Below are 21,196 nucleotides of genomic sequence, written 5' to 3'. Positions count from 1 at the left end.
TTAGTGCTCCACGCACTTGAAGCTGGGGAATGCTTATTCTGCGTTCAAATAATGTGTTTCTTTTGCGCTGAATCATGATTTACATCAAACCGTATATGTACATGCCGCCAAGTCCAACGGTCAGCACTGCGCCAAACACAATGCCAAGTCTTGGGGGCAATGGTCTGATTTTTGGCTCCTTCACTGCAAAAATTCCACAGATCAATGCGCCAAGTGCCAGGATCAATCCAATTAATCCCAGACCACCTACTTTATATCCACCTTCACCGGATGCCAGAAACGACTGGATCACCGCGGTACAAAATACCGCCAGCGCCGCCATTGCTGTACAAAAAGACAAAATCCCGGTAGGGGAATGTTTTAAATCCCTCATCCGGGTCTTTCGTGTCCGGCGAAAATATTCTCTTCTGCTGCTTGCCATACGTTGCCTCCTTAATGTTTTTGCTCTTTCAGCCTTCTGGCATCGGCATCCCGGTCCCGCTTGCGCTGCACCAGCGCATAGACCAGATACCCCAACATTCCACCGATTGTATTCAGGAAAATATCGTCCACATCAAAGCAGCCGGTTTTGGTTACAAGCTGAATGCATTCCACACTCAGACTCAGTTCAAAACTCGCCAGTGCTGTGAACCAGAATTTCCGTTTTTTTCTGCCCAGGATCGGGACCAAAAAACCAAATGGCATAAAAATGGCAATATTCCCAAATAAATTGGAAATCACTGCCACCGGTCCCAGAAGATCCGCATATACAATAAATCTCCGGATCTCCCTGAACGGAATCACATTGTAATGATAACTGCGCTCAATTCCGACCCGGTCCAGCATATCCGCAAAAAACAGGAAGTACACCAGACCGGCGATATACAGCGCAAACAATACTCTGCATAAAAGTCGAATTTGTTTTTTATGATTATTTATAAACATTGCCGCAATGCTTATTTTGCGCCATACTGCTCATAATATGCGTCAATGGCAGCTTTTAATGTATCATCGATGACCACTTTGCCATTGCACTCACGGTTGTACAGATGCTCAACCACCTCTGCCATAGTTACGATAGCATTTGTCTCGAAACCGTACAGATCTTTTACTTCCTCAAGAGCGCATTTCTTGCCGCCTTTTCCAACTTCCATACGATCCAGAGAAACCATCAGACCAACGATTTCTACGTTTGCAGCTTCACGTACCTTCGGAACCGTCTCTTCCATGGATTTTCCGGAAGTGGTAACATCCTCGATCATAACGACACGATCGCCGTCTTTCAAAGTACTTCCAAGGAATTTTCCTTTGTCTGCACCGTGGTCTTTTGTTTCTTTACGATCTGAGCAGTAACGAACCTCTTTTCCGTATAACTCGCTGTATGCAATAGCTGTTACAACGCTGATCGGGATTCCTTTGTAAGCCGGTCCGAATAATACATCGAAATCATCCCCGTATTTATCATGAATTGCTTTTGCATAATACTCACCAAGTCTCTTTAACTGAGAACCAGTCACATAAGCGCCTGCATTCATAAAAAATGGAGATTTTCTGCCGCTTTTCAGGGTAAACTCTCCAAATTTTAAAACATCACTTTCTACCATAAATTCGATAAACTCCTGTTTGTAAGCTTCCATTCTGCTGTTTCCTCCTTATTTTAAGCCATTTCTGGGATTTTCCTTTTTCTATTTTAGGTGCTACTGTACCACTACTGTGCCATTTTTCATTTACCCTACATGCCGTTTACGTTCAAACTGTTCCAAACTGTCGAACAACATATCTGCCGTAACATGCATGTATAAATCTGTTGTAAGCTGTAACTGAGAATGTCCCAGTATCTGAGATACTGTTTTAAGCGGTATATTAGCTTCCAACCACCTTGTTGCAAATGTATGCCTGAAACAATGTGGTGTAACTCTCTCAAAAATCAAATCCGGATTATGTTTATGTATTTTACGCATTATGCCTTCTATACATTCACCTACAAGAAATTGTGTTGTTGGTTTATTGTTTTTAGTAACAAACACAAGATCCTCATAACCTTCTAACGGTTCTTTGCCCTGATTCACAATTCGTTTCTTTTTAAAAGACTGTTGGTGTAATGCGTCAATCGCAATAGCTGTCAATGGTATATCCCTTAATCCTTTATTTGTCTTCGTTGGATGCATCTGAAATACATATTTTCCATTTTTAGAAAAATATGTCAGAGAATGTCTTACATGAATTACTTTTTTCTTGAAGTCAATATCTTTCCACTGTAATCCAGCAAGTTCGCCAAGTCGCATCCCCGTTTCCAGAGCAACTATAAACAGATAATAATATATTGTATTTTCAGCTTCTTTTAAGAAAATCTCCTGTTCCTCAACAGTCAAAACACGCCTCGTTTTCTTCTCTTCTCTGGTAATATCAGTATTTATCTGCTTTGCAATATTTTTGACGATCAAATCTGATGCATATGCCTTTTCAAGCATATCAACCAAAACTTTTTTACTATTTTTTCTTTGGTTATCTGTTTCCAAATTATTAATAGCATCCTGCATTACCATCAAATTCAGCTTATTCAATTTCCGCCACCCCAATGCATCTTTCACACGCTTATAATGTCTGGTATAAGTATCTTTTGTATTATCTCTACAATTTTTTTTACAAATTGAAATCCACTTATCAAACCATTCATCCAAAGTCATATTACTATGAACAACATTTATTGCAGCATCATCTTCCTGCCGTGCAATTCGCAATTTTTTTTGGATTCCATTATAAGTAGGATCTGAAATTGATTGTCTTTTACCGAACCTATTTGTAAATCTTGCTATATATAACCCGTCTTCTTTTCTTTGACTTATTCCCTTTCCCAGTTCTTTTCCATTTAACGATTTTCCCACACCTATCAAGTCCTTTCTGATTAATTAAGTAAACCAAAAAGTATTGCATAGATATAAAATAGTATACTATGCAATACCTCATTTTTCAACTAACAGCCATAAAATTCTATTTGGTTTTTCTTTTTTTCTTTTTATTTTTATGTAGCTTCTCTTTCAATCCATGCATCTAACTTTCGCTTATCTGCATACCATCGATTCCCTATTCTTATTCCAAATCCATTACATCCTCTAACAAGTTCCCTTGCTTTTGTCTCGCCTATGCCAAGGTATTCACAGATTTCCTTAATATTTAAAAGTTTTTTATCCATAATGCTATTGCTCCTAAACATTTCTAGTGTATTTATTATTAGATCTTGACATCTTACTTTTTTTACATTCAAAGCCTTCTACTAAAATCAGGCATATAGAAATCACATATTCCCGTTCAACAGGTTTCAGGTTTTTCAATTTCCGTTCCAAGATCAAGATCTCTTCATCCGTACTTTGCCTTTCCTTTTGTATGCCTAGCAGACTATTCGGATCCACACCGTACTTTGAAACAATCTTCATCATAAGTTGCATACTCATATGATGCCTTCCCTGCTCAATCTGAGAATAGTGTGTATAACTAATGCCAAGACTCTCTGCCATATCATTTTGTGTATAACCATATTTTTTTCCGATATTGCGCAAAGAATCTCCTACTGCATAAATGTTATAGATCATCTTCTACCTCTTCCATTCGATAAATTTGTAATATTCTAATTCTTATCTCCACCAATCCTTTCCAGCATTTTGCCATGTGTATACATCAGCAATGGCACCTGTCCCATCGTGCCTGCATTCCTATGTATATGCGTTATTACTTCTTTCACTAATCGTTTATCAGCTCAGTGCTATACAAAAGAATCTGGTAAAATTTTCAACTTTTTATTTCACTATATATTTGTATAAGCCTCTTCACCCACACAATTTATGAAGGAGCGTTTCTATAAAATGATCCTCAGCATCACAACCATGCCAGAAGGGACAGCTGACATATCGGTGCAGTTCATTTCATAGAACCCCTGATTACAGAAGGAGGATTTATCACATGACACAAGAAGAATTTAACGATGTATTTGAAATTCAAATGAAAAAGTGTTCGGATATTCTTACTCACAAAAAGAAAGAATACACCGGCGATAACACAGACAGACTCAGTGCATTCAAGATGGCTGCCGCTTTACAGAATTGTGATCCAAAAGCGGCTCTGGCAGGTATGATATCAAAACATGTCGTATCCATATATGATATGTGCTATTCTAATCTGCTTCATTTTGAATTGGAGCAATGGGACGAAAAAATCACTGACAGCATCAATTACCTGATCCTGCTGAAAGCACTTGTAAAGGAGGAACATGCCTATGAATCACATTGAAACAACTATCCTGAACTGTTACGGCATTCAGGAAGCAGAACAGAATATGGTTTTCGCGGCCAGGCTCACGCAACGCGGCCATACGATCCGCAACATGGAAGATCTGATGGATCTTTATCATCAGACCTATAGCAAAGAAACAGTAGAGCATATTGCCGGACTTCCACATCCAACTGTACAGAAATTTATGGTCATCACTGTTGCTGTGGTTGGAGCAAGCAGACGTTTTCTGACACAGATTACAAGACATCAGAATGAAGTAAAATATATGAGTGCTTCCCTGCAGTACAGCAATTATTCAGGACATGCAGCATTTGCAATTCCCTATGAAATTCTGAAAGCAGAAAACAGCATTCAGGAACTTTACACAAAAAGCTGCCAGTCTGATCTCAATAATTATGAAAAACTCTGCGCTGCTGGAATCAGTCATGATGCTGCTGGATATGCGACACCACAGGGATTGCGAAATGTCCTGATTATCAGTGCAACACCTTACCAGTGGAAACATATGATCGGTCAGAGAACCTGCAGAAGAAATACAGATGAGACACGTATCGTTATGCTCCAGATCTGGGAAAAATTATATCGGTTGAGTCCTATCCTTTTTGCCCCGGATCTGACCGGACCTTTTTGCCAGAGGAGTTCCTGTCTGGAAAAGCAAATGTCCTGCAACAGATCTATTCCAAAAATCTGGACGCCCGATAAAATCCTGCAGTCGGACTATCCACTGCTTGTACAAAAAAGAGGTGAATCATCATGAAAATTAAACTCATTGACTTTGGTCTGAAAAAAGATCATCATCCTTTCCGGCCACACGAAAATGATGCCGGTGCAGATGTATTCATGCCTTATGACTGCACCTTAAAACCAGGGGAAATTGCAAGAATCCCTCTTGGCTTTGGACTGATCATTCCAGACGGATATGCCGGATATGTTTTCCCCAGAAGTAGCATGGCAGTAAAAGGTCTTGTCTGCGAACTTCCACCGATTGATTCCGGATATCGGGGTGAAATTCATGCGATCATCAGCAATGTAAGTACATCTATCCAGATTATTCCAAAAGACACACGCGTCGGTCAGCTAGTGATCACACCTGTGGTAATTGCGGATTTCGTATTAGAGCTTGGCACAGAACGTGGGACAGGTGCATTTGGAAGCACCGGGCAATAAAATACCAGATTTTTCTGATCATATTAAAATAAGGCATCGGTTTCTTCCGGTGCCTTTCAATTTGTTCTTCTATGTTTTTTCTATTTTTTATTCAATCTCTTTTGTATAATTCTCTGTACCTACACGTTTTATGAAAGGGTATATCTCTTCAAGAGCAAGATCCACTTAGGTATTACCTTAACCCATTTTCATGGTTTCGGTCCTACTTCTAAGTCGCTATCTTGATGGGGATTACGTTTCCCCATACCCTCGTTTAGCACCCAAGGTGCGTATCTGGCTTCCACAGTAAATGTGGTCGCAACACTGAATCTTTATCAGACGGGACAGCCGATATTTCAGTGGATTTTAAAAATATCTATTAATGTTGAGAAAGGGATACTATGACTGTAAGGAATAAGCAAAATCACTTAAAATATAAAAATGTTATCACCATCAAACTTACAGATATTGAATTAAATATTGTAAATCGTACTGCATCTATGGCTGGATTATCACGATCAGAATATATTCGACAGTTAATCCTAAATGGAACCGTTCCTGTTACATATGAGATCGTTGCAGACATGGACGATTTGAAAAAGCTTGTTAGCGAATATGGAAAAATCGGCTCCAATCTGAATCAGATAGCAAAATATTTTAATACCGGCGGTATGCGCGCTCTTTCTATTGAAGATGAAATCCACCAGTGTATTGCAGATCTTTTCAAATTAAGGAAAAAAGTTTTGGAAATGGCAGGTGATACAAATGGCGGTTCTTAAACATATCAAAAGCAGAAATGCGAATTATTCAGATGCGATAGATTATCTGCTTTTTCAGCATGATGAAAATACTGGGAAAAAGATCCTTGATGAATCCGGCAGACCAATCCTCCGGGAAGCATATTACATCGATGGTCTTTTATGTACCCCAGAATCTTTTGACAAGGAATGTGAGATCACCAACAAGATCTTTCGTAAAAATCAAAAAGCTTCTGATATTAAAAGCCATCATTACATTATAAGTTACGATCCTACTGATGTGGAAGAATGTGGTCTGACAGGCGAAAAAGCACAAGCCCTCAGTCTGGCTCTTGCGAAGAAAATATTTCCGGGATACCAGGCTCTTGTCGTCACACATACAGACGGACACAACAATTCTGGGAATATTCATACTCATATCGTTATCAACAGCGTGCGGAAATATACGGCAGAAAGATCTCCCTATATGTCACAGCCCCACGATCATGAAGCTGGATATAAGCATAGAGCCACCGATAAATTCACCAAATATTTCAAAAAGGAAATTATGGATATGTGCCAAGAACATGGATTGCACCAGATAGACCTGCTCTCCCCGGCTGAGAAAAAAATCACAGATAAAGAATACCGGTTGCAGAAATCCGGTCAGAAAAAACTTGATAAGATAAATCAGGAAATTATTGATTCTGGATTAAAACCAGCATCTGAAAAATTTCAAACACAGAAACAATATCTCAGAGATGCCATTGATGAATGTGCCCCTGTCTGTAAAAATTTTGAAGAATTTCAGTCTGTACTTTTTGAAAAATACCAGATATCTGTTACTGATCACCGGGGCCGTTACAGTTACCTGCACCCAGAACGTAATAAACGGATTACTGAGCGTACGCTCGGAACACGATACGGAAAAGAACACTTGAAACAGGTATTTCTTCAAAAAGACCCGCTGTCTATTATTTTTGTAAAATCACATTTGCGCCTGGTTGTAGATCTGCAAGCAAATATAAAAGCAATGCAGAATCCAGCTTATGCAAATAAAGTAAAAATCACAAATTTAAAACAGATGGCAAATACGATCATCTATCTGCAAAAACATGACATAGACAACAGGACTTCCCTTGAATCTGCTTATGCTGCTTCCTTTATGCAACAGCAAAAAGCACAGGATCAGGTCACGAATCTATCCTTACAGATAAAAGATCTAAACAAACAAATTCGTTATACCGGGCAGTATCTGACCTACAAAAAAGTATACGCTACCTTTTTAAATTCCAAAAACAAAGGACTTTACCGAAAAAATCATACTTCCGAAATCCAGGCATATGAGTTTGCCAGAGATTGGTTAAACCAGAATTTATCAGGAAATACCATACCTTCCCTTAAGAAATTATATGAGAAAAAATCCAGTCTGCAAATTTCTTTAGATGCCTACAAAGATATACTCTCTGATTGTAAAAGTCAGGTACTTGAACTGGATATTGTCCGGCACAATGTAGATTCTATTTTGCAGCATCAAATGCCAAGTTATCTCAAAAGCCACAATACTGAATTATAGAATTCACATCAATTACTTTGAAGTATAAAAAAGGATATCAATCAATTTTTATGCTTACATAATTTCGATAGATATCCTTCTTAAAAATCATCTTCTATACCTTTTATTCACACAAAGAATCGCTAAAACTGAAGCTACCATTATACCTCCCCATAAAAAAACCTGATTAGTATCACCAGTCTTTACACGATGGATCAGTTGCACAACCGGGTTTTCTATACTGGTCGTTCCTTCCTGTTGCTCCTTGGTATGATTCAGTGTCTGTCCCGGTTCATCCGTCGTTGTATCATTTGGTATCGGCTCTGGTTCTGGTTCTGGATCTGGTCCGACCGGATGACCTTCATGGGAGATCCATTCTGCCTTTGGTTCCACATCTACATCATATTCAAACTTACCACTGATTTCTGACGGGATTCGTACTAAAAATGGTTCTGAATCAAATACATCCACACCTTCCGTAACATCCCCTATTTCAGCTAACAGATACATTCCTTCTGCAAGATCAAGGAAATGTGTATGTCCGTTACTGTCTGTCGTATGGATAATTCCTGTTATATTGTGATCTTTTGCATATTGGAACAGTTGTTTTGCCTGCTTCTCTCTGGCTTCGGAACTGGTATCATCCAGGGAAACACCACACTTGGCAAACTCATCTCGCCAGACCATCATTCCGTTATCCATATATTGAATCGGAAATATTTCAAATTTCGCCCCTGAAAGAAGTACATCATCAATATCGTCAGTCCTTCCTTTAAAATCAATTTCAATATTTCCTGTTCTAGGTGCTGCAAAGCATTCATCACTTTGCAAAATCAGCATACAGCAGACCAGCAAAAAGATAACTACCAAAACTGTATTAAACTTTTTTGTTCTAGTTCTCATTTTCACGTTATTTCGCTCTCCTTTGCTTTCTGCTTTTTGCATTATAAACGATTGCTCCAATCAAAATGATAAAAATAATAATCAATGTGATAATCAAGACTTTTGCGATCATGGATAATTTTGGTCTGATGTTTCCATCTGGCTCTTTCGCGGTTGCCTCCTCATATGGGATTCGATGTCCTCTTACCAAAAGCCTGTGTGTATTGATAGCAAACGGTGTGCAGGTAACCAACGTTGCATAATCTTCCCCTGACACAATGGATAACTCTTCTGTATCCTGTGGAAGCACCGTTAAAATCTGATCTACTTCATAAGCCAATGTTTCATCCAAGACTTTGATATAAAAAATATCCCCCATCTCCATCTTATCCAGATTCGTAAATAATGTTTTATCCGGCAAGCCCCTGTGGCCGGTCAATACCGTATGGGTGCTCTCCCCACCGACCGGAAGGGATGTTCCCTGAAAATGTCCTACGCCAGCCTGCAAAACGGATTCTGACGTACCATGATAAATTGGCAGTTCCAGATTAATCTTTGGGATTTTCAGATATCCCATCATACCGGAACCATTGACGTTCAATAAACTTTCATACCGTTCATCAATTTCTGGTTCTGTCTGTGAAAAAGGATCGATCAAGTCAATATTTCCAAGCATCTCCTGATTATAGGCTCTTGCATCTTCCAACATCTGCTCTTTTTCTGCTTTGCTTAACTTTACGCTGGCTTCATCATAATCAGAAATAACTTTAGAGCCATTCTTCTCATTTAAATAACTGCTATAAGTCGGATATAACAATACGGCGCATGCAACCAAAAGCACGATCAGTCGAATAATATCCTTGACAGTGATCTTTCTTTTTCTCTTACCTTTCATTGCATCCTCCCTGTTGTCATATCCGGAACCGCGGCTATTCCACACTGGGAATAACCGCTTGTTCCAAATACTTTTCTGTATGAAAAAATCAATTACAGATTTGCTTTTCTTTTATCACGCATAAAGCTTACAACTACTCCAAATACAAGGATTGCTGCAACAATACCAAATGCGATTGCTCCTCTGCCACCAGTTGACGGAAGAAGGGAACCAGTACTGTTTTCAATGTCGATGATTTTATCTTCTTCTGTATCCACACCCTGTTTATTTGGAGTTGAAACAGTATAATCTGTATCACCTGTTTTTTTAATTGTTACTTTTACAGGTGCAGCCAGTTTATTATAGCCATCCGGAGCCTGAGTCTCTTCCAGATAATAAACACCCGCTTTTAAACCATTGATATGTAAATTGTAATCCTTTTCGTCAATACCAGATCCTACTGTAATAACATCTGTGATCGCATCTGTGGCATTCTGATCCTCCGCATAGGTATATTTACCATTTGCATCTGTATCTTTTGTCACCTTAATAACATTTGTTTTATCAATAGTTCCATCTTCATTTGCACCATATAATGTAAAGTGTGCATCTGCTAACATTGTACTATGAGTATCGGTTTTCTTAACATCTAATGGATAAGTAGGTGTAACAACTTCATGAGGTTTTGTTGTTCCTGTTTTCTCATCTCCAGGATTATTACTATACTCTAATGAAGCGCTATTTTTTGTTTCAACAACAGCATCTTTATTTACAGTTGCCTGATATGTTACTTCAATTTCCTGTCCTGCAGTAGCTGCCTGTACTTTTTGGGATAAGTCAAGAAGCATTGTTCTTGTTGCAGTATCAGAAACATTTCCATCACTGCCAACAAAATCTGCTGTTGTTACATCTGCGACTTCTGTTCCATTAATTTTAACGCTTACTTTTACTTTTGTTCCATTATCATTGGTTACAAAATCAAGGCCATCTGTTAATGTATCGTGAATTTTATATACATAATTATCATAGCCTGTCATATCCGGAACAGTTCCTTTGATTGTATATGTTACAGTCTGTCCTACATGAACTGTCTCAGCATCTTTATCTGCTGTTTTTGTGATATCCGGTGCTTCTGATTTCAAAGCGACCGCATTATGTGTTGCATCCACAGTTAATAAAGAAGCCTGAATGCTGTTTACGCTTCCTACACATACTAAATAATAACCATACTCTAATCCTGTAAACTGATAGTCTGTTTTTGTCTCATCTATAATTTTTCCAGAATCTTTTGTTGCAGCTACTTTATTTTTTAAAGCATACTTTCTAAAAGCATTAGCGAAATTCTGTACTTCTTTAGCATTATCAGATCCAAGACTACTTACAGCATTTTCAATTTCTTCATCGGTAGAATCTTCAGTGATTTTATCATTATTCAATGCAGACACGATTGCTTTTTTATATCCATCAGTTGTATTCACAGTGTATGCATAATGAGCATTTTCATCGGAACCAGACTCTGTTACATCAAATAATTTGTACAGATAAATAGTCTGATCTTTCAGTGTCTGTGCTGGTGTCGTTCCTGATTTCACACTAACTGTAAGTGTTCCTTTTCCAGTAGTTGTTTTTCCTTCGTCGGCAAATGCCGTTACTGCCATTGCCAGTGTCATGACTGCTGCCAGTAATACTGCCATGATTTTTTTCATCTTTTTCATAGCTTTCTCCTTCTTTCTTTCGAAAATAACGTTTTTATAGCTGTTCTGCTTTTTTGTTTTCCTTACACTTCTTCATTCGCATTGCAAGATAAACTCCAAAAAGCAGGATACCTATCAAGTAAATAAAGTATCTACCATTTCCACCTGTATCTGGCAGAATGGAAAAATGTCTGTTGGCTATCGTAAACGTAAATCCATCATCCGATGTAGTTATCGTTGTTGCATAACCATCTACCTTTGCTTCCGTAATGGAATAGGTATAATAGTGAACGGTTCCATCATCATCGGCCTTATATGCCGGTAATCCACTGATCACTTCCTTCCAAGTTGTATTATCTACGGAACCATTTATAGTGTAACTCTCGTACCCAGAAACTGGTTCTGTCTGTTCCTGGTTGTTACTGTCTGTCCAGGTACGAGATATTGTTACCGTTATGTTGTCTGGTCTTAGCTTACTTGCATTGTTCAAGTCCTTCCAGACTTTGTTAATGGTCAGGTTCACCAGTTTATCGCATGGATCCTGTGACTCTGACGGTTCTGGTGTATCACTTCCACCTGAATTTAGGTAAGTCTGTGTATCTGCCATCAAGACCGCTTTTGCAGAAGATTCATAGGCATCCAGTGAAGCCGTCTGTGTTCCAGTATCACTCTCCAACTTTGCATCTTTTAATGTGTCATAACTTTCCACCTGTTGCATATGTGCAATGGAGAAAATACTCCATCCACTGGATATATCTTTTTCAAAGCTGCTGTTCAGAATCGCCGCATTTTTCTTGATTTCATCCAACGCTGCATCTGCTTTTCGATAAATACGGTAGATATTGTTTTCGCCTTCCACATTTTTCTTTGTATTAAAACCGTATACTGAACTAAGGTCACTCTTACCACTGAACGGTCCAACCAGATCAGAAGTTCCGCGAACCACATCGCAATAATACATGTTGTTATCCTGCAATAGTCCTTCATCGTTATAACCGACAAATCCGCCACTCCGTCCTGATTTTCCGGTACCATCCGCATCATTAGAAGCTCCTCCAGCATACACATCATAGCCGTTGGCAATTCCAAACACCTTACTGTCTGTAATCTTTGTACGGTTTGCCTTAATCAGACTGATGCTGATTGTTGATTCCGTATCACTATCTGATCCAATGATGCCATCACTGTTACATGGCAGTTTAATCGTGGAATCACCAATCGTAATGATTGCAAAATCTGTTTCATCCGGATTTGTATCCGATTTTTTTGCCAGTGCAACGGAAATATCTAATCCCAAAAGATTTACATGTAATAAATTTCCATCGTACAGAGCCTGGATTTTAATGATACCAAGATTAATATTCAATAAATTAGATTCCTGGATCTTATCCAGATACAAGGCTTTTACCAACTGATTTAAAATAGTGACAAGTGCCTTCACAACAGTGGAATCCAATTTGATATCTGCCAGATATTCAAAACTTGTCCTGCCGACAAAGCCACCTGCTGTTCCCTGAGAAGCAACCTGCTTCAATCCGGCTTTCTGATCGGTTTCATCCCCAGCACTGCAGCCTGACATTCTTGCCAGATTTGCATATCCGATAAATCCTCCGGAAATCGGTTCTTCGCCGCCGGCACTTGCTACTGTATAGCCACCCATAATACCGGATACACTGCTGTCGTCCACATGGGAACCGAACACATCCAGGACACCAAGGGCACCTCCAAGCAGTTGTCCCATATTGTCACCAAGCACATCCAACTTGCTCACATCAACGACTCCGCTCTTTCCGGAATATCCGATAAATCCTCCTGTACTGTTTAATCCAGTCACATCACTTAAATCACTTACGGTACTGCCTTTTACAGAACTGTTTAATAACGCTCCGCCAAATCCACCTGCATTTCCACTGTATGTTACATGATCATTCTGACCGGATTTCGTTGCAGTATTTGCCTTAACACTTATTCCGGCATCCTTACTTCCACTGACTGATCCGTAATATACATAACTTCTGAATGCATCCAGTACATCGATCTGACCAAGCTTTAACAAATATCTCAAGATAGATGTCTCATTTCCTGCCGATACCTGAACCCCGGCATCCACATCCGCAATGCCAAAGCATCCTCCGGCATATTCACCACCTATAACGGACCGGATTCCAGATGCTGAGATTCCTGCCTCTTTAGTATCTTTCTTTCCAAGCACTGTTCCGGAAAGGCTTCCTGCAAATCCGCCTGCCGCCGTTGCATAGGCGGTATTATTTGTTCCGTTATCGTAAGCTCCATTAACGATAATGCCCCAGTCATCCCAAGAAGAGACATCCGCATACCGTATCGTTGCAACTGTCGCATCCAGGACTTTGATCATATCTGCCGGTGCTTTGATTAGACTGTTTAGCAACTTGCTTAATAAATCTTCCCCGGCAGTAGTATTCACTGATGCCACACTACCCGGTTTCGCATTTCCAACAAAGCCGCCTACATAATTTGTTCCATCTACACGCCGTAGCTTTATAATCTGACAGGCATCCGTTTCATTTCCCCAGATCTGACCTCCGATCATGCGACCAATATAGCCGCCAGCATAACCACAGGTTCCCCTGGAATCCGTTCCATTGGACTGTACAGATAACCCACTCTGATATCCTTCTACGGAGGACTGTTTGATTACCGGAACGAATACATCCAGAACATTTAACATCTGTCCCAACTCCAGGTTTAATCCAAGGATGCTGACTGTTCCAAGATTAGCAGCCCCACCATTGACCATTTCTCCGGCAAATCCTCCGGCACATCGAAGTGCCCTGACTGCTTTCGTCTGATATGCCTGACCATTGGTGATTGTTCCGGTATGCATAGAACCAACATAACCGCCTGCTGCTCCACCTTCCGCTATGGTTGTTTTATCCTTATATTGGCTTCTTCCTGCCACGACTGTATAGCCGTATTCATATTTTCCAAGGATTGCATCTAATGCATCCTGACTATTTACCGTTCCTTTTTTCGCTAAATCACTTCCATAACCGCCATATTTTCCAACGTACTGTACCCAGGAATTCCAGGACTGATAATCCATCTTGGCAAGCGGTCCATACACCGCCGTATTTTCTTCTGTCGGATATACAATACTTAAAGCTCCTAAAAGATTATCCGCTTTTACCAGTCCCCATAATAAGGAAAGACTTCCGGCACTTGCCGTATCTGCTGCCTCCATCAATCCGGTAAATCCTCCGGCAATTTCTGCTCCGTAAACGGATCGGATACGGACTGCTTCACAGATACTTGTCGGTCCGGTATAATCCTGCCCTTTCCATTTCTTTGTATTATTACCCCAGATATGTCCGCCTTCGTTATGTCCTACATAACCACCAGCCAGACCTCTCTGCAATTCTGTTGTCGATACTGCTTCTGCCCGGACTGCTCCGCCACATGGAATGCAGGTGGTAGAACTGTTTCGGATTGTCGGCACAAAATCCTGTGCAACCGATGCCAATGTATCTTTTACACTGACCAATCCATCCAGAATGCTTGCATCTCCAAGGACACTCGCCACATTTCCAGGTTCCAGATCTCCTACATAGCCTCCTGCTGTAATCTGTCCTACTACATAGGAAAAATTATAAGCATTGGAATCCTGGATGTGTCCCCCGGATATTTTTCCGGCAAATCCTCCGGCATCTCCAAGAACATCATCTGCCGTTGCATCCGATTCTGTATTTTTAAAGGATGCCTTTACTGCAAATCCACCTGTGTTTCCGGTTACATTGGAATGTTCTACCGTAGATACCACTACATTTAAAGCATCCAACACGTCATTGATTCCGATTGCTGTTCCAAGAACACTCAATCCTTTTCCGACAGATGCCGCCGAACCGATATCCATATAGCCAATATAGCCGCCTGCATATCTTGCTCCTGTCACAGCATACGTACTCTGTTTTGTATCAAAGTAACTGGAACCATCCGTTGTCTCTAAATCTTTTGGTGCCTCTACCTTTGTATGCTTCAGATTCGACACATCACAATTACTTATCTGAACACCACTGCCATACCCGATATAGCCACCGGCACTTCCAGAATTACTATCATCCGATCGAACCGCATCTGCAGAAACTCTAAATCCATCCTCCGATTTGACTCCGGCATAGGAAATTTCCGGAATGTATGCATTGATCAGATTAAGCAGTTCGCCAATATTGATGTTCAGTCCATTGATGCTTCCAAGAATACTGATTCCTTTTCCCGCATCTGCTAGGGCTCCCGAATATACATTTCCACCAAACCCTCCGGCATAGGATTGTCCGTTGACATAATCCAGATTATAAACAGCGTAATAATTACCTTCTCCTGCAGCCTGATTATCGACGGTTCCACTCTGGAAATCTCCAGCAAATCCTCCGGCAATATCTGCAGCTACGCCACCACCAGTTACATAGGTAACAGTGCATTCTGTATAAGAAGGAATCAGGTATTTCACTGCATTTACTAATCCATTTGCTTCAATCAGTGCTTTTACAGATGTCTCATCACCGACTTCAGCAAGTCCGCCAGTCTTTGAAATACCAACAAATCCTCCGGCAGAACCACCGTTCTCTGTCGCAGTTACTGATTTCAATGCCTGAACCTGACAGTTTTCAATTTTTGTGCTGTTGCTACGGGCAGCAAATCCGGATGCAGCATATTCAACGGTTGAATTATCGCTCCTGCTTCCAGTCGCTTCAACACTGAATCCGTCCGCAATTCCGCTAACTGTTGCATCTGTCACTTTAACTTCTACCGCCTGTCCCAGGGACAAAAGGTTGCTGAGCTTCAATACATAATTCAGACCCAGAAGGTTTACAGTTAAGCCACCATCTGTACCAGCCAGATCACCAGGACCAGCTAGGCCGATGAATCCGCCTGCCATATTGTTTCCTTTGACTTCTGCAAGATTCGAAACCGAAGTATTTGCAATGCTTCCTCCGATGGCTTCTCCGATTGCACCACCGATCCGCTCTCCGCTTCCAGAAATTTCTAATCCATTTTCTGCTCCATTCAGTGTTACTTCATCCACCGTAAATGCAAGATAAGAAGCCACACCTAAGGTTGTATTTAACAGACCTGCTACACTTGCCGTTCCAATAGAACCAGCAATACCACCCACACAGTCTTTTCCGCGGATAGATAGGGCACCCTGCAGCGAAGTTGTCTTTGCCTCTATATTTATGGTATATATACCGTTCTTCCAATAGGATACTTTTTTCAGATAATCTGCACTGGAAGCAGTAATATAGGCTCCATCGCCTCTTCCTGTAATTCCACCTACATAATCTACTCCCTCCAGTTTTAAAGGTGCATTTATCTGGCATCCTAAAATATAGGAAGGATTAACACCAGCCAGGGATAACAGTGAGGTCGTTGCCCCCGGATTACTACTGAGCAGTTTTACGACCAGGTCAACCACACCACCAAGCAGATTGTCCTTTGTATCTCCTTTTCCAAGGTTTGCTCCCCATCCAAGTGTCGCAATTCCGGCAAATCCTCCGGCATTATTACCACTTGCAGTAATATCAAATTGCTTTGCTACTGCCACTGTATCATTTACAGCACTGGTATTTGCCATTGCTCCTGCAAAACCGCCAACATAAATAGTTCCCGTAACTGTGATATTCTCTCCAGATAAAGAACAATCATAGAGTAAGCTTTCTGGATTCATGCCCGGCAGTTTCGTTTCAATATCCAAGGCTCCGGAAAGAGTTCCTTCTATAACGTCATCCCTTGCCAGCCCTACAAATCCACCTGCATACTCCTTTGCCACAACACTATAATTACTGTCTGTAATATGACAGTTATCCACAATGGCTCCAATCTGTTGTCCGATTAGGCCACCGACATAGTCTTTTGCTTCTGTTCCAATTTCACCAGATAATCCTGATATCGTACAGTTCTCAATTTTTGCATTGATATAAGATGTTGGAATCAGTTTATCCACCGGAATTGCATTTCCAAGCAGGATTGTGATCAGATCACCAAGTCCGAGTCCTGGGATTACATTTAAAATATTTGCTAGAACCGTTGCTGTACCACCCAGTGCTTTTGATAATCCATCATACTGTGTCTTACCTGAAACATACCCAACCAGACCACCGGTATCATCATTCTGACTATATACTGATACTGTACCAGTCAGCTCACATCCAGAAATTTCTACCTGACCTATAACACGACCTGCAAGGGCACCTGTTGCTAATGCAGACGGATCATCCTTTCTGGCATTTAAGACATTCGATAATGTTTCTTTCAATCCGGCATTAACTGAACCAAATGTGAGCAGCCACGTTAAACCGTCAAGTAATGCACCCAATGTATATCCAAGCGTCGTAGTTAATCCACTAACCAACGTCTGGTTAAACTTTGTCTTTGTCGATTGGTTATCTACGGTAATATTTTCAAATTTTAAATTTGAAACTTTTACAAGTCCTTTGCTGATACCAATGTCATCTGTACTGGATTCATCGGAAATCGTTGCAAAAAATCCGACTCCCATCTGTTCCCCAACATCCAGTTCCCCAGTCTGTGTCACCGTAACGTTGGAAATCACAGGTTTCTCTGTTTCAGTGATTGCGCTACCATCTTCATTCCAAAGTTTTTCGTCTGCTTTCGCTTTAGCACCGATCAATGTTCCCTGGAACATTAATGGTGTCCAGTTCTCACTGGATAAATCAATATCCCGGAAAATAATATAATTTGCATTTGTGCTATACGTCTGATTTGCAGCTTTGTCGATATCCAGATTCGGATCAATTTCTCCGGTTGTCTGATTTACACCACATCTGCCAACACTGTAAGCGTAAAGTGTCTCATTTGCTTTATCACTCAGTTTTTTATCTGCTTCATGGATTCCTTTTTCACCAAATGTATAGTCCGCTGTTCCATTCTGTGTCTCCTTCAGATCGGCATCCCCGCCATAAAGCATGATTGGATTTCCATCACTGTCATGATCAACCGTCCACTTGGCATTATGATGAATTGCCTGATAAACGGCTCCATATACTTTATCGCCGGAACCAATATTCCTAAGCTGTTCCTCATTTCCAATCAAGATATAGGTTTTATCCCCAATGGTCTTAACGACCTGTCCCTGGAAATCACGACCATCCACAGCCGTTCCATCCGAAGTTGTTCTTACCTGATCTGCAATAAGTTCCGGTTTTGCGGAATCAAATTTCTGTGATATCACGTAATGGTGTGATTTGCTATATGTAAGATATTCGCCACTTTCGCCATCCGGATAAATCATCTGTCCCATACCAAATTGCGGAGCATCATAATCTAAGGACATAACGGGTTCATTTTCCGAATCCTCCTGTGCCAAAACCATCAACTGATAAGGATTGTAAATATATATAGTATCCGAATCTTTATCGTAAAGAACAGGTGTTTCATCTTCAGTAACCGACTCTCCAGTAATTGCTCCGGTAAAGCTGTCTGCCACCGTCCAGATCTGACTATTATCCATCTCTATGTCGTTCATCAGAAGATACTGGGCATCTGCAGAATAGGTGAGTACCGTTCCTGCATTCTTTACTGCATCTCCAGTGCCAATGTTTCCATCTATATCCCCGGTATATACCTGATTTCCAGATCCAATCTGCTGTAACTGTTCGTAATTATAGATACAGATTTTTCCATTCTGGTAATAAGCTTCCAACTCATCGGTCGATACTGCATCCTCCGACTGGGTTACTTCCGGAAGTGTTTCTGTAGTTTCCCCCATATCCTGTTCAGACATATCATCGTTAAAAACAGCCTGCTCACTGCTTCCATATGCAGCATCCCGTCCACTGGAATCTTCTGCATCCACTATATTCTCTTGAGAAAGAAAGATTGCCATACATAAGATAACAGCGATCAATCGTTTGCTTATCTTTTTTCTCTGTTTCATATCAAAAGCCTCTTATCTATTGTCTAATCTGTGAAGTCTGTTCTATCAAATAATTTTGTCTATGCTTCTTTTCTCTTACCAACCCATTCCGGCTGCATGGCGGCAGCCAAAAAGCACTGTAATAACTGGTTAGAAAATGCGCCGCATTCCCCATTTACAATCATGCGGATTGCTTCCATCTCACTTAATGCACCTTTATACGGACGGGTGCTGATCAACGCGTCATATGCATCTACCAGCCCAACCACCTGTGCACACAACGGAATTTTCTCACCTTTTAAACCATCCGGATATCCTTTTCCATCATACCGTTCATGGTGTGACCGGCAGATGTCATAGCTATAATGATTCAGCGTTTCAGTCATAACCCCTTTTGGAAAACGCAATGTCATCTCTGCTCCAGTAAGCGGATGCTGCTTAACCACATCCATTTCCTCTTTTGTAAGCTTTCCATTCTTATTGAGAATTTCAATCGGCACCCGGATTTTCCCAATATCATGAATTGGTGCCAGATGGGATACATTCTTGATTTCTTCCTCTGTAATCCCATACTCCGGGAAACGCTGCTGCAACTGTCGGTACACCTGCTCAGTATAAAAACTGATGTCATCCTGATGCTCCACCTCTAACAGATTGTTATGATTTAATACTGCCACCAGCAAAGAAACCATTTCCCAATATTGCTTTTCCACATCTCGCTCCTGCTTCTGGATTTCTTCTTCCATAGTAATGATTGTATTCGGGATTACTTTTGCATTATGAAACGTAATCAGTGCAGTATGTTGATCTTGATCAATGTATTTCTTCATTTCCATCCACACGTAGGACTCTGCATCGATATCCTCTTTTCTCCGATAATGAATATCCTCCTCCACACAGTCATGTGGAATAGTATTCGTCAACTCCTGATAGGATAAAAATTCCTGTATTTTCTTCTGATCCGCTGTATGAACATATGTACTTATATAAGCATCTATAAATGCTTCATAACTGCCTGTACGTGCCACCTGCTCATAGATTTCCCTGCTATGAGAGTAAACACATTCATATGTCTTTTCATTCAAATCCACTTTCATGACCACATAAAACCGGCCAAAATATTCATCTCTTCCCTGATGAATAATATCTGAGATCATAATGTTCTCAAGCCGATTATTGCAGGTACTTTGCAGATCAAACAGAATTTTATGGATTTTACAGGTATCTGTCGCATTTCTGGAACAGTATCCGTCTTTTTCCAGGCATCGGTTGATTGTCATGGTTGACTCTGTACTGGAAATCACATCAAAAAGTGAAATATCATCTGTTTTTTTTATCAGACTATATCCGCCATGTGTTCCCTCCATAGCGGTAATAATCTGTGCTTTCTTTAATTGTCTTGTTACCTTCGGAATATAACTGATTTGGATTTGCAGTTCCTGTGCAAGCTCTGCTGCTGATGTCATCTGCTGTTTCTTAGCAAGATAACAAACAATCCTGATTGCATAATCCGTTGTAATGGTAAGCTGCATATACTCACCTTCTTTTTAACTAAACCAGAAATGGTATTAGTTCCTTCGAAAAAATAAACATTTATGTGTTTTCTTTTGTTCTTCTTACTTTTGGTTTCCTTCGACGTTGAAATTGATTATTTAAAAATGATCCATCAATTTCATCAAGATATGGGGAAGTTCTACTCTATCATCAGATATAAGACGTTTCTATTTTACATTTAATAATACCACAACATATAATAATGCGATGATGGGTTCTTATTTAATTTTTCTCATTGTCTGTACTTTCATAAGATGTTTTCTCATCTCTATGCATTTATCATAGCTTCTTTTTTTCTTTCATGTAATGTTCAAAAAAGGAAACTATTTTGTAAAATTATTGTAAAATGTGTTCCATTTCGTATTTTTTACCTACATTTACGCAAAGAAGCATATCTACAAAAAAAATAATTAATTTAAGAATAGATGTTCAATGAATTTAACATTTAATCAATTTATTTTATCTACAGTACAATTTGTCGAACTAAAAATAAGCATTCTACATACCAATCAGCCCATTTTATTGAATTTATAAAAAAGTGTCTTCGACACTTCAACTCCCCTGCCCCTCACTCATGAG

The 21,196-nt window shown here is 40.1% G+C and carries 16 protein-coding genes; 5 read left to right on the top strand and 11 right to left on the bottom strand.

Annotated features, from left to right (window positions below; genetic code table 11):
• Nucleotides 1-79 precede the first annotated feature (79 nt).
• From LG34_RS15255 to LG34_RS15230, 6 genes are all read right to left on the bottom strand, one after another.
• Nucleotides 80-421, bottom strand: a complete 342-nt coding sequence (locus LG34_RS15255) for a DUF6142 family protein (protein ID WP_109216826.1) — start codon at nucleotides 419-421, stop codon at nucleotides 80-82.
• Nucleotides 422-432: 11 nt separating this feature from the next.
• Nucleotides 433-924 carry a VanZ family protein gene (locus LG34_RS15250; RefSeq protein ID WP_109216825.1) on the bottom strand — a complete coding sequence of 164 codons (492 nt, stop codon included), beginning with the start codon at nucleotides 922-924 and terminating at the stop codon, nucleotides 433-435.
• A gap of 11 nt (nucleotides 925-935) precedes the next feature.
• Nucleotides 936-1,616 carry an orotate phosphoribosyltransferase gene (gene pyrE / locus LG34_RS15245; protein WP_109216824.1) on the bottom strand — a complete coding sequence of 227 codons (681 nt, stop codon included), beginning with the start codon at nucleotides 1,614-1,616 and terminating at the stop codon, nucleotides 936-938.
• 90 nt (nucleotides 1,617-1,706) lie between these two features.
• Entirely contained in the window at nucleotides 1,707-2,864 is a 1,158-nt protein-coding gene (locus tag LG34_RS15240) for a tyrosine-type recombinase/integrase (RefSeq protein WP_109216823.1), read from the bottom strand.
• Nucleotides 2,865-3,001: 137 nt separating this feature from the next.
• On the bottom strand, nucleotides 3,002-3,172 hold the full coding sequence (locus LG34_RS15235) for a helix-turn-helix domain-containing protein (RefSeq protein ID WP_044962841.1): 171 nt from the start codon (nucleotides 3,170-3,172) through the stop codon (nucleotides 3,002-3,004).
• Nucleotides 3,173-3,185: 13 nt separating this feature from the next.
• Entirely contained in the window at nucleotides 3,186-3,569 is a 384-nt protein-coding gene (locus tag LG34_RS15230) for a helix-turn-helix domain-containing protein (protein ID WP_109216822.1), read from the bottom strand.
• A 367-nt stretch (nucleotides 3,570-3,936) separates the two neighbouring features.
• Here LG34_RS15230 and LG34_RS15225 point away from each other — a divergent pair, with 367 nt between their 5' ends.
• The 5 genes from LG34_RS15225 (at nucleotide 3,937) to LG34_RS15205 (ending at nucleotide 7,725) form a co-directional block, all read left to right on the top strand.
• Nucleotides 3,937-4,263: a hypothetical protein gene (locus LG34_RS15225; RefSeq protein ID WP_109216821.1), complete on the top strand. Its 327-nt coding sequence runs from the start codon at nucleotides 3,937-3,939 to the stop codon at nucleotides 4,261-4,263.
• Nucleotides 4,250-5,023, top strand: a complete 774-nt coding sequence (locus LG34_RS15220; protein WP_109216820.1) for an FAD-dependent thymidylate synthase — start codon at nucleotides 4,250-4,252, stop codon at nucleotides 5,021-5,023. The genes LG34_RS15225 and LG34_RS15220 overlap by 14 nt, the downstream gene beginning before the upstream one ends.
• Nucleotides 5,020-5,433 (top strand): dUTP diphosphatase, encoded by a 414-nt coding sequence (locus tag LG34_RS15215; RefSeq protein ID WP_109216819.1) that lies wholly within the window; start codon nucleotides 5,020-5,022, stop codon nucleotides 5,431-5,433. Before LG34_RS15220 ends, LG34_RS15215 begins: the two co-directional genes overlap by 4 nt.
• A 380-nt stretch (nucleotides 5,434-5,813) precedes the next feature.
• Nucleotides 5,814-6,191: a plasmid mobilization protein gene (locus LG34_RS15210; RefSeq protein ID WP_109216818.1), complete on the top strand. Its 378-nt coding sequence runs from the start codon at nucleotides 5,814-5,816 to the stop codon at nucleotides 6,189-6,191.
• Nucleotides 6,178-7,725 (top strand): relaxase/mobilization nuclease domain-containing protein, encoded by a 1,548-nt coding sequence (locus tag LG34_RS15205; protein WP_109216817.1) that lies wholly within the window; start codon nucleotides 6,178-6,180, stop codon nucleotides 7,723-7,725. Before LG34_RS15210 ends, LG34_RS15205 begins: the two co-directional genes overlap by 14 nt.
• 87 nt (nucleotides 7,726-7,812) lie before the next feature.
• Here LG34_RS15205 and LG34_RS15200 read toward each other — a convergent pair whose 3' ends face one another.
• The 5 genes from LG34_RS15200 to LG34_RS15180 form a co-directional block, all read right to left on the bottom strand.
• A complete protein-coding gene (locus LG34_RS15200) occupies nucleotides 7,813-8,613 on the bottom strand; it encodes a hypothetical protein (RefSeq protein WP_109216816.1) in 801 nt (266 codons plus the stop codon).
• Between the two features lies 1 nt (nucleotide 8,614).
• The gene (locus LG34_RS15195; protein WP_109216815.1) at nucleotides 8,615-9,481 is read right to left on the bottom strand and encodes a class C sortase; all 867 of its coding nucleotides are present in this window, start codon (nucleotides 9,479-9,481) and stop codon (nucleotides 8,615-8,617) included.
• A gap of 92 nt (nucleotides 9,482-9,573) precedes the next feature.
• A complete protein-coding gene (locus LG34_RS15190; protein WP_109216814.1) occupies nucleotides 9,574-11,175 on the bottom strand; it encodes a SpaH/EbpB family LPXTG-anchored major pilin in 1,602 nt (533 codons plus the stop codon).
• A 34-nt stretch (nucleotides 11,176-11,209) separates the two neighbouring features.
• Nucleotides 11,210-19,084, bottom strand: coding sequence for a Cna B-type domain-containing protein (locus LG34_RS15185; protein ID WP_242979922.1), 7,875 nt, complete (start codon nucleotides 19,082-19,084; stop codon nucleotides 11,210-11,212).
• A 59-nt stretch (nucleotides 19,085-19,143) separates the two neighbouring features.
• Complete coding sequence (locus tag LG34_RS15180) at nucleotides 19,144-20,595, bottom strand: Rrf2 family transcriptional regulator (protein WP_109216813.1); 1,452 nt, start codon at nucleotides 20,593-20,595, stop codon at nucleotides 19,144-19,146.
• Nucleotides 20,596-21,196: the final 601 nt, after the last annotated feature.

Origin of the sequence: Eubacterium ramulus, assembly GCF_003122485.1 — a bacterium.
Taxonomy (GTDB): domain Bacteria; phylum Bacillota; class Clostridia; order Lachnospirales; family Lachnospiraceae; genus Eubacterium_I; species Eubacterium_I ramulus_A.
The sequence above is the reverse complement of the archived record's forward strand: the minus strand, read 5'-3'. Positions and strand labels throughout refer to the sequence as shown.

What these genes read in the sequence shown, in the direction of transcription:
- LG34_RS15215 (WP_109216819.1), top strand. Translation starts at nt 5,020, where the DNA reads ATGAAAATTAAACTCATTGACTTTGGTCTGAAAAAAGATCATCATCCT.
- LG34_RS15205 (WP_109216817.1), top strand. Translation starts at nt 6,178, where the DNA reads ATGGCGGTTCTTAAACATATCAAAAGCAGAAATGCGAATTATTCAGAT.
- LG34_RS15185 (WP_242979922.1), bottom strand. Translation starts at nt 19,084, where the DNA reads ATGAAACAGAGAAAAAAGATAAGCAAACGATTGATCGCTGTTATCTTA.
- LG34_RS15210 (WP_109216818.1), top strand. Translation starts at nt 5,814, where the DNA reads ATGACTGTAAGGAATAAGCAAAATCACTTAAAATATAAAAATGTTATC.
- pyrE (WP_109216824.1), bottom strand. Translation starts at nt 1,616, where the DNA reads ATGGAAGCTTACAAACAGGAGTTTATCGAATTTATGGTAGAAAGTGAT.
- LG34_RS15180 (WP_109216813.1), bottom strand. Translation starts at nt 20,595, where the DNA reads ATGCAGCTTACCATTACAACGGATTATGCAATCAGGATTGTTTGTTAT.
- LG34_RS15225 (WP_109216821.1), top strand. Translation starts at nt 3,937, where the DNA reads ATGACACAAGAAGAATTTAACGATGTATTTGAAATTCAAATGAAAAAG.
- LG34_RS15230 (WP_109216822.1), bottom strand. Translation starts at nt 3,569, where the DNA reads ATGATCTATAACATTTATGCAGTAGGAGATTCTTTGCGCAATATCGGA.
- LG34_RS15235 (WP_044962841.1), bottom strand. Translation starts at nt 3,172, where the DNA reads ATGGATAAAAAACTTTTAAATATTAAGGAAATCTGTGAATACCTTGGC.
- LG34_RS15255 (WP_109216826.1), bottom strand. Translation starts at nt 421, where the DNA reads ATGGCAAGCAGCAGAAGAGAATATTTTCGCCGGACACGAAAGACCCGG.
- LG34_RS15195 (WP_109216815.1), bottom strand. Translation starts at nt 9,481, where the DNA reads ATGAAAGGTAAGAGAAAAAGAAAGATCACTGTCAAGGATATTATTCGA.
- LG34_RS15190 (WP_109216814.1), bottom strand. Translation starts at nt 11,175, where the DNA reads ATGAAAAAGATGAAAAAAATCATGGCAGTATTACTGGCAGCAGTCATG.
- LG34_RS15250 (WP_109216825.1), bottom strand. Translation starts at nt 924, where the DNA reads ATGTTTATAAATAATCATAAAAAACAAATTCGACTTTTATGCAGAGTA.
- LG34_RS15220 (WP_109216820.1), top strand. Translation starts at nt 4,250, where the DNA reads ATGAATCACATTGAAACAACTATCCTGAACTGTTACGGCATTCAGGAA.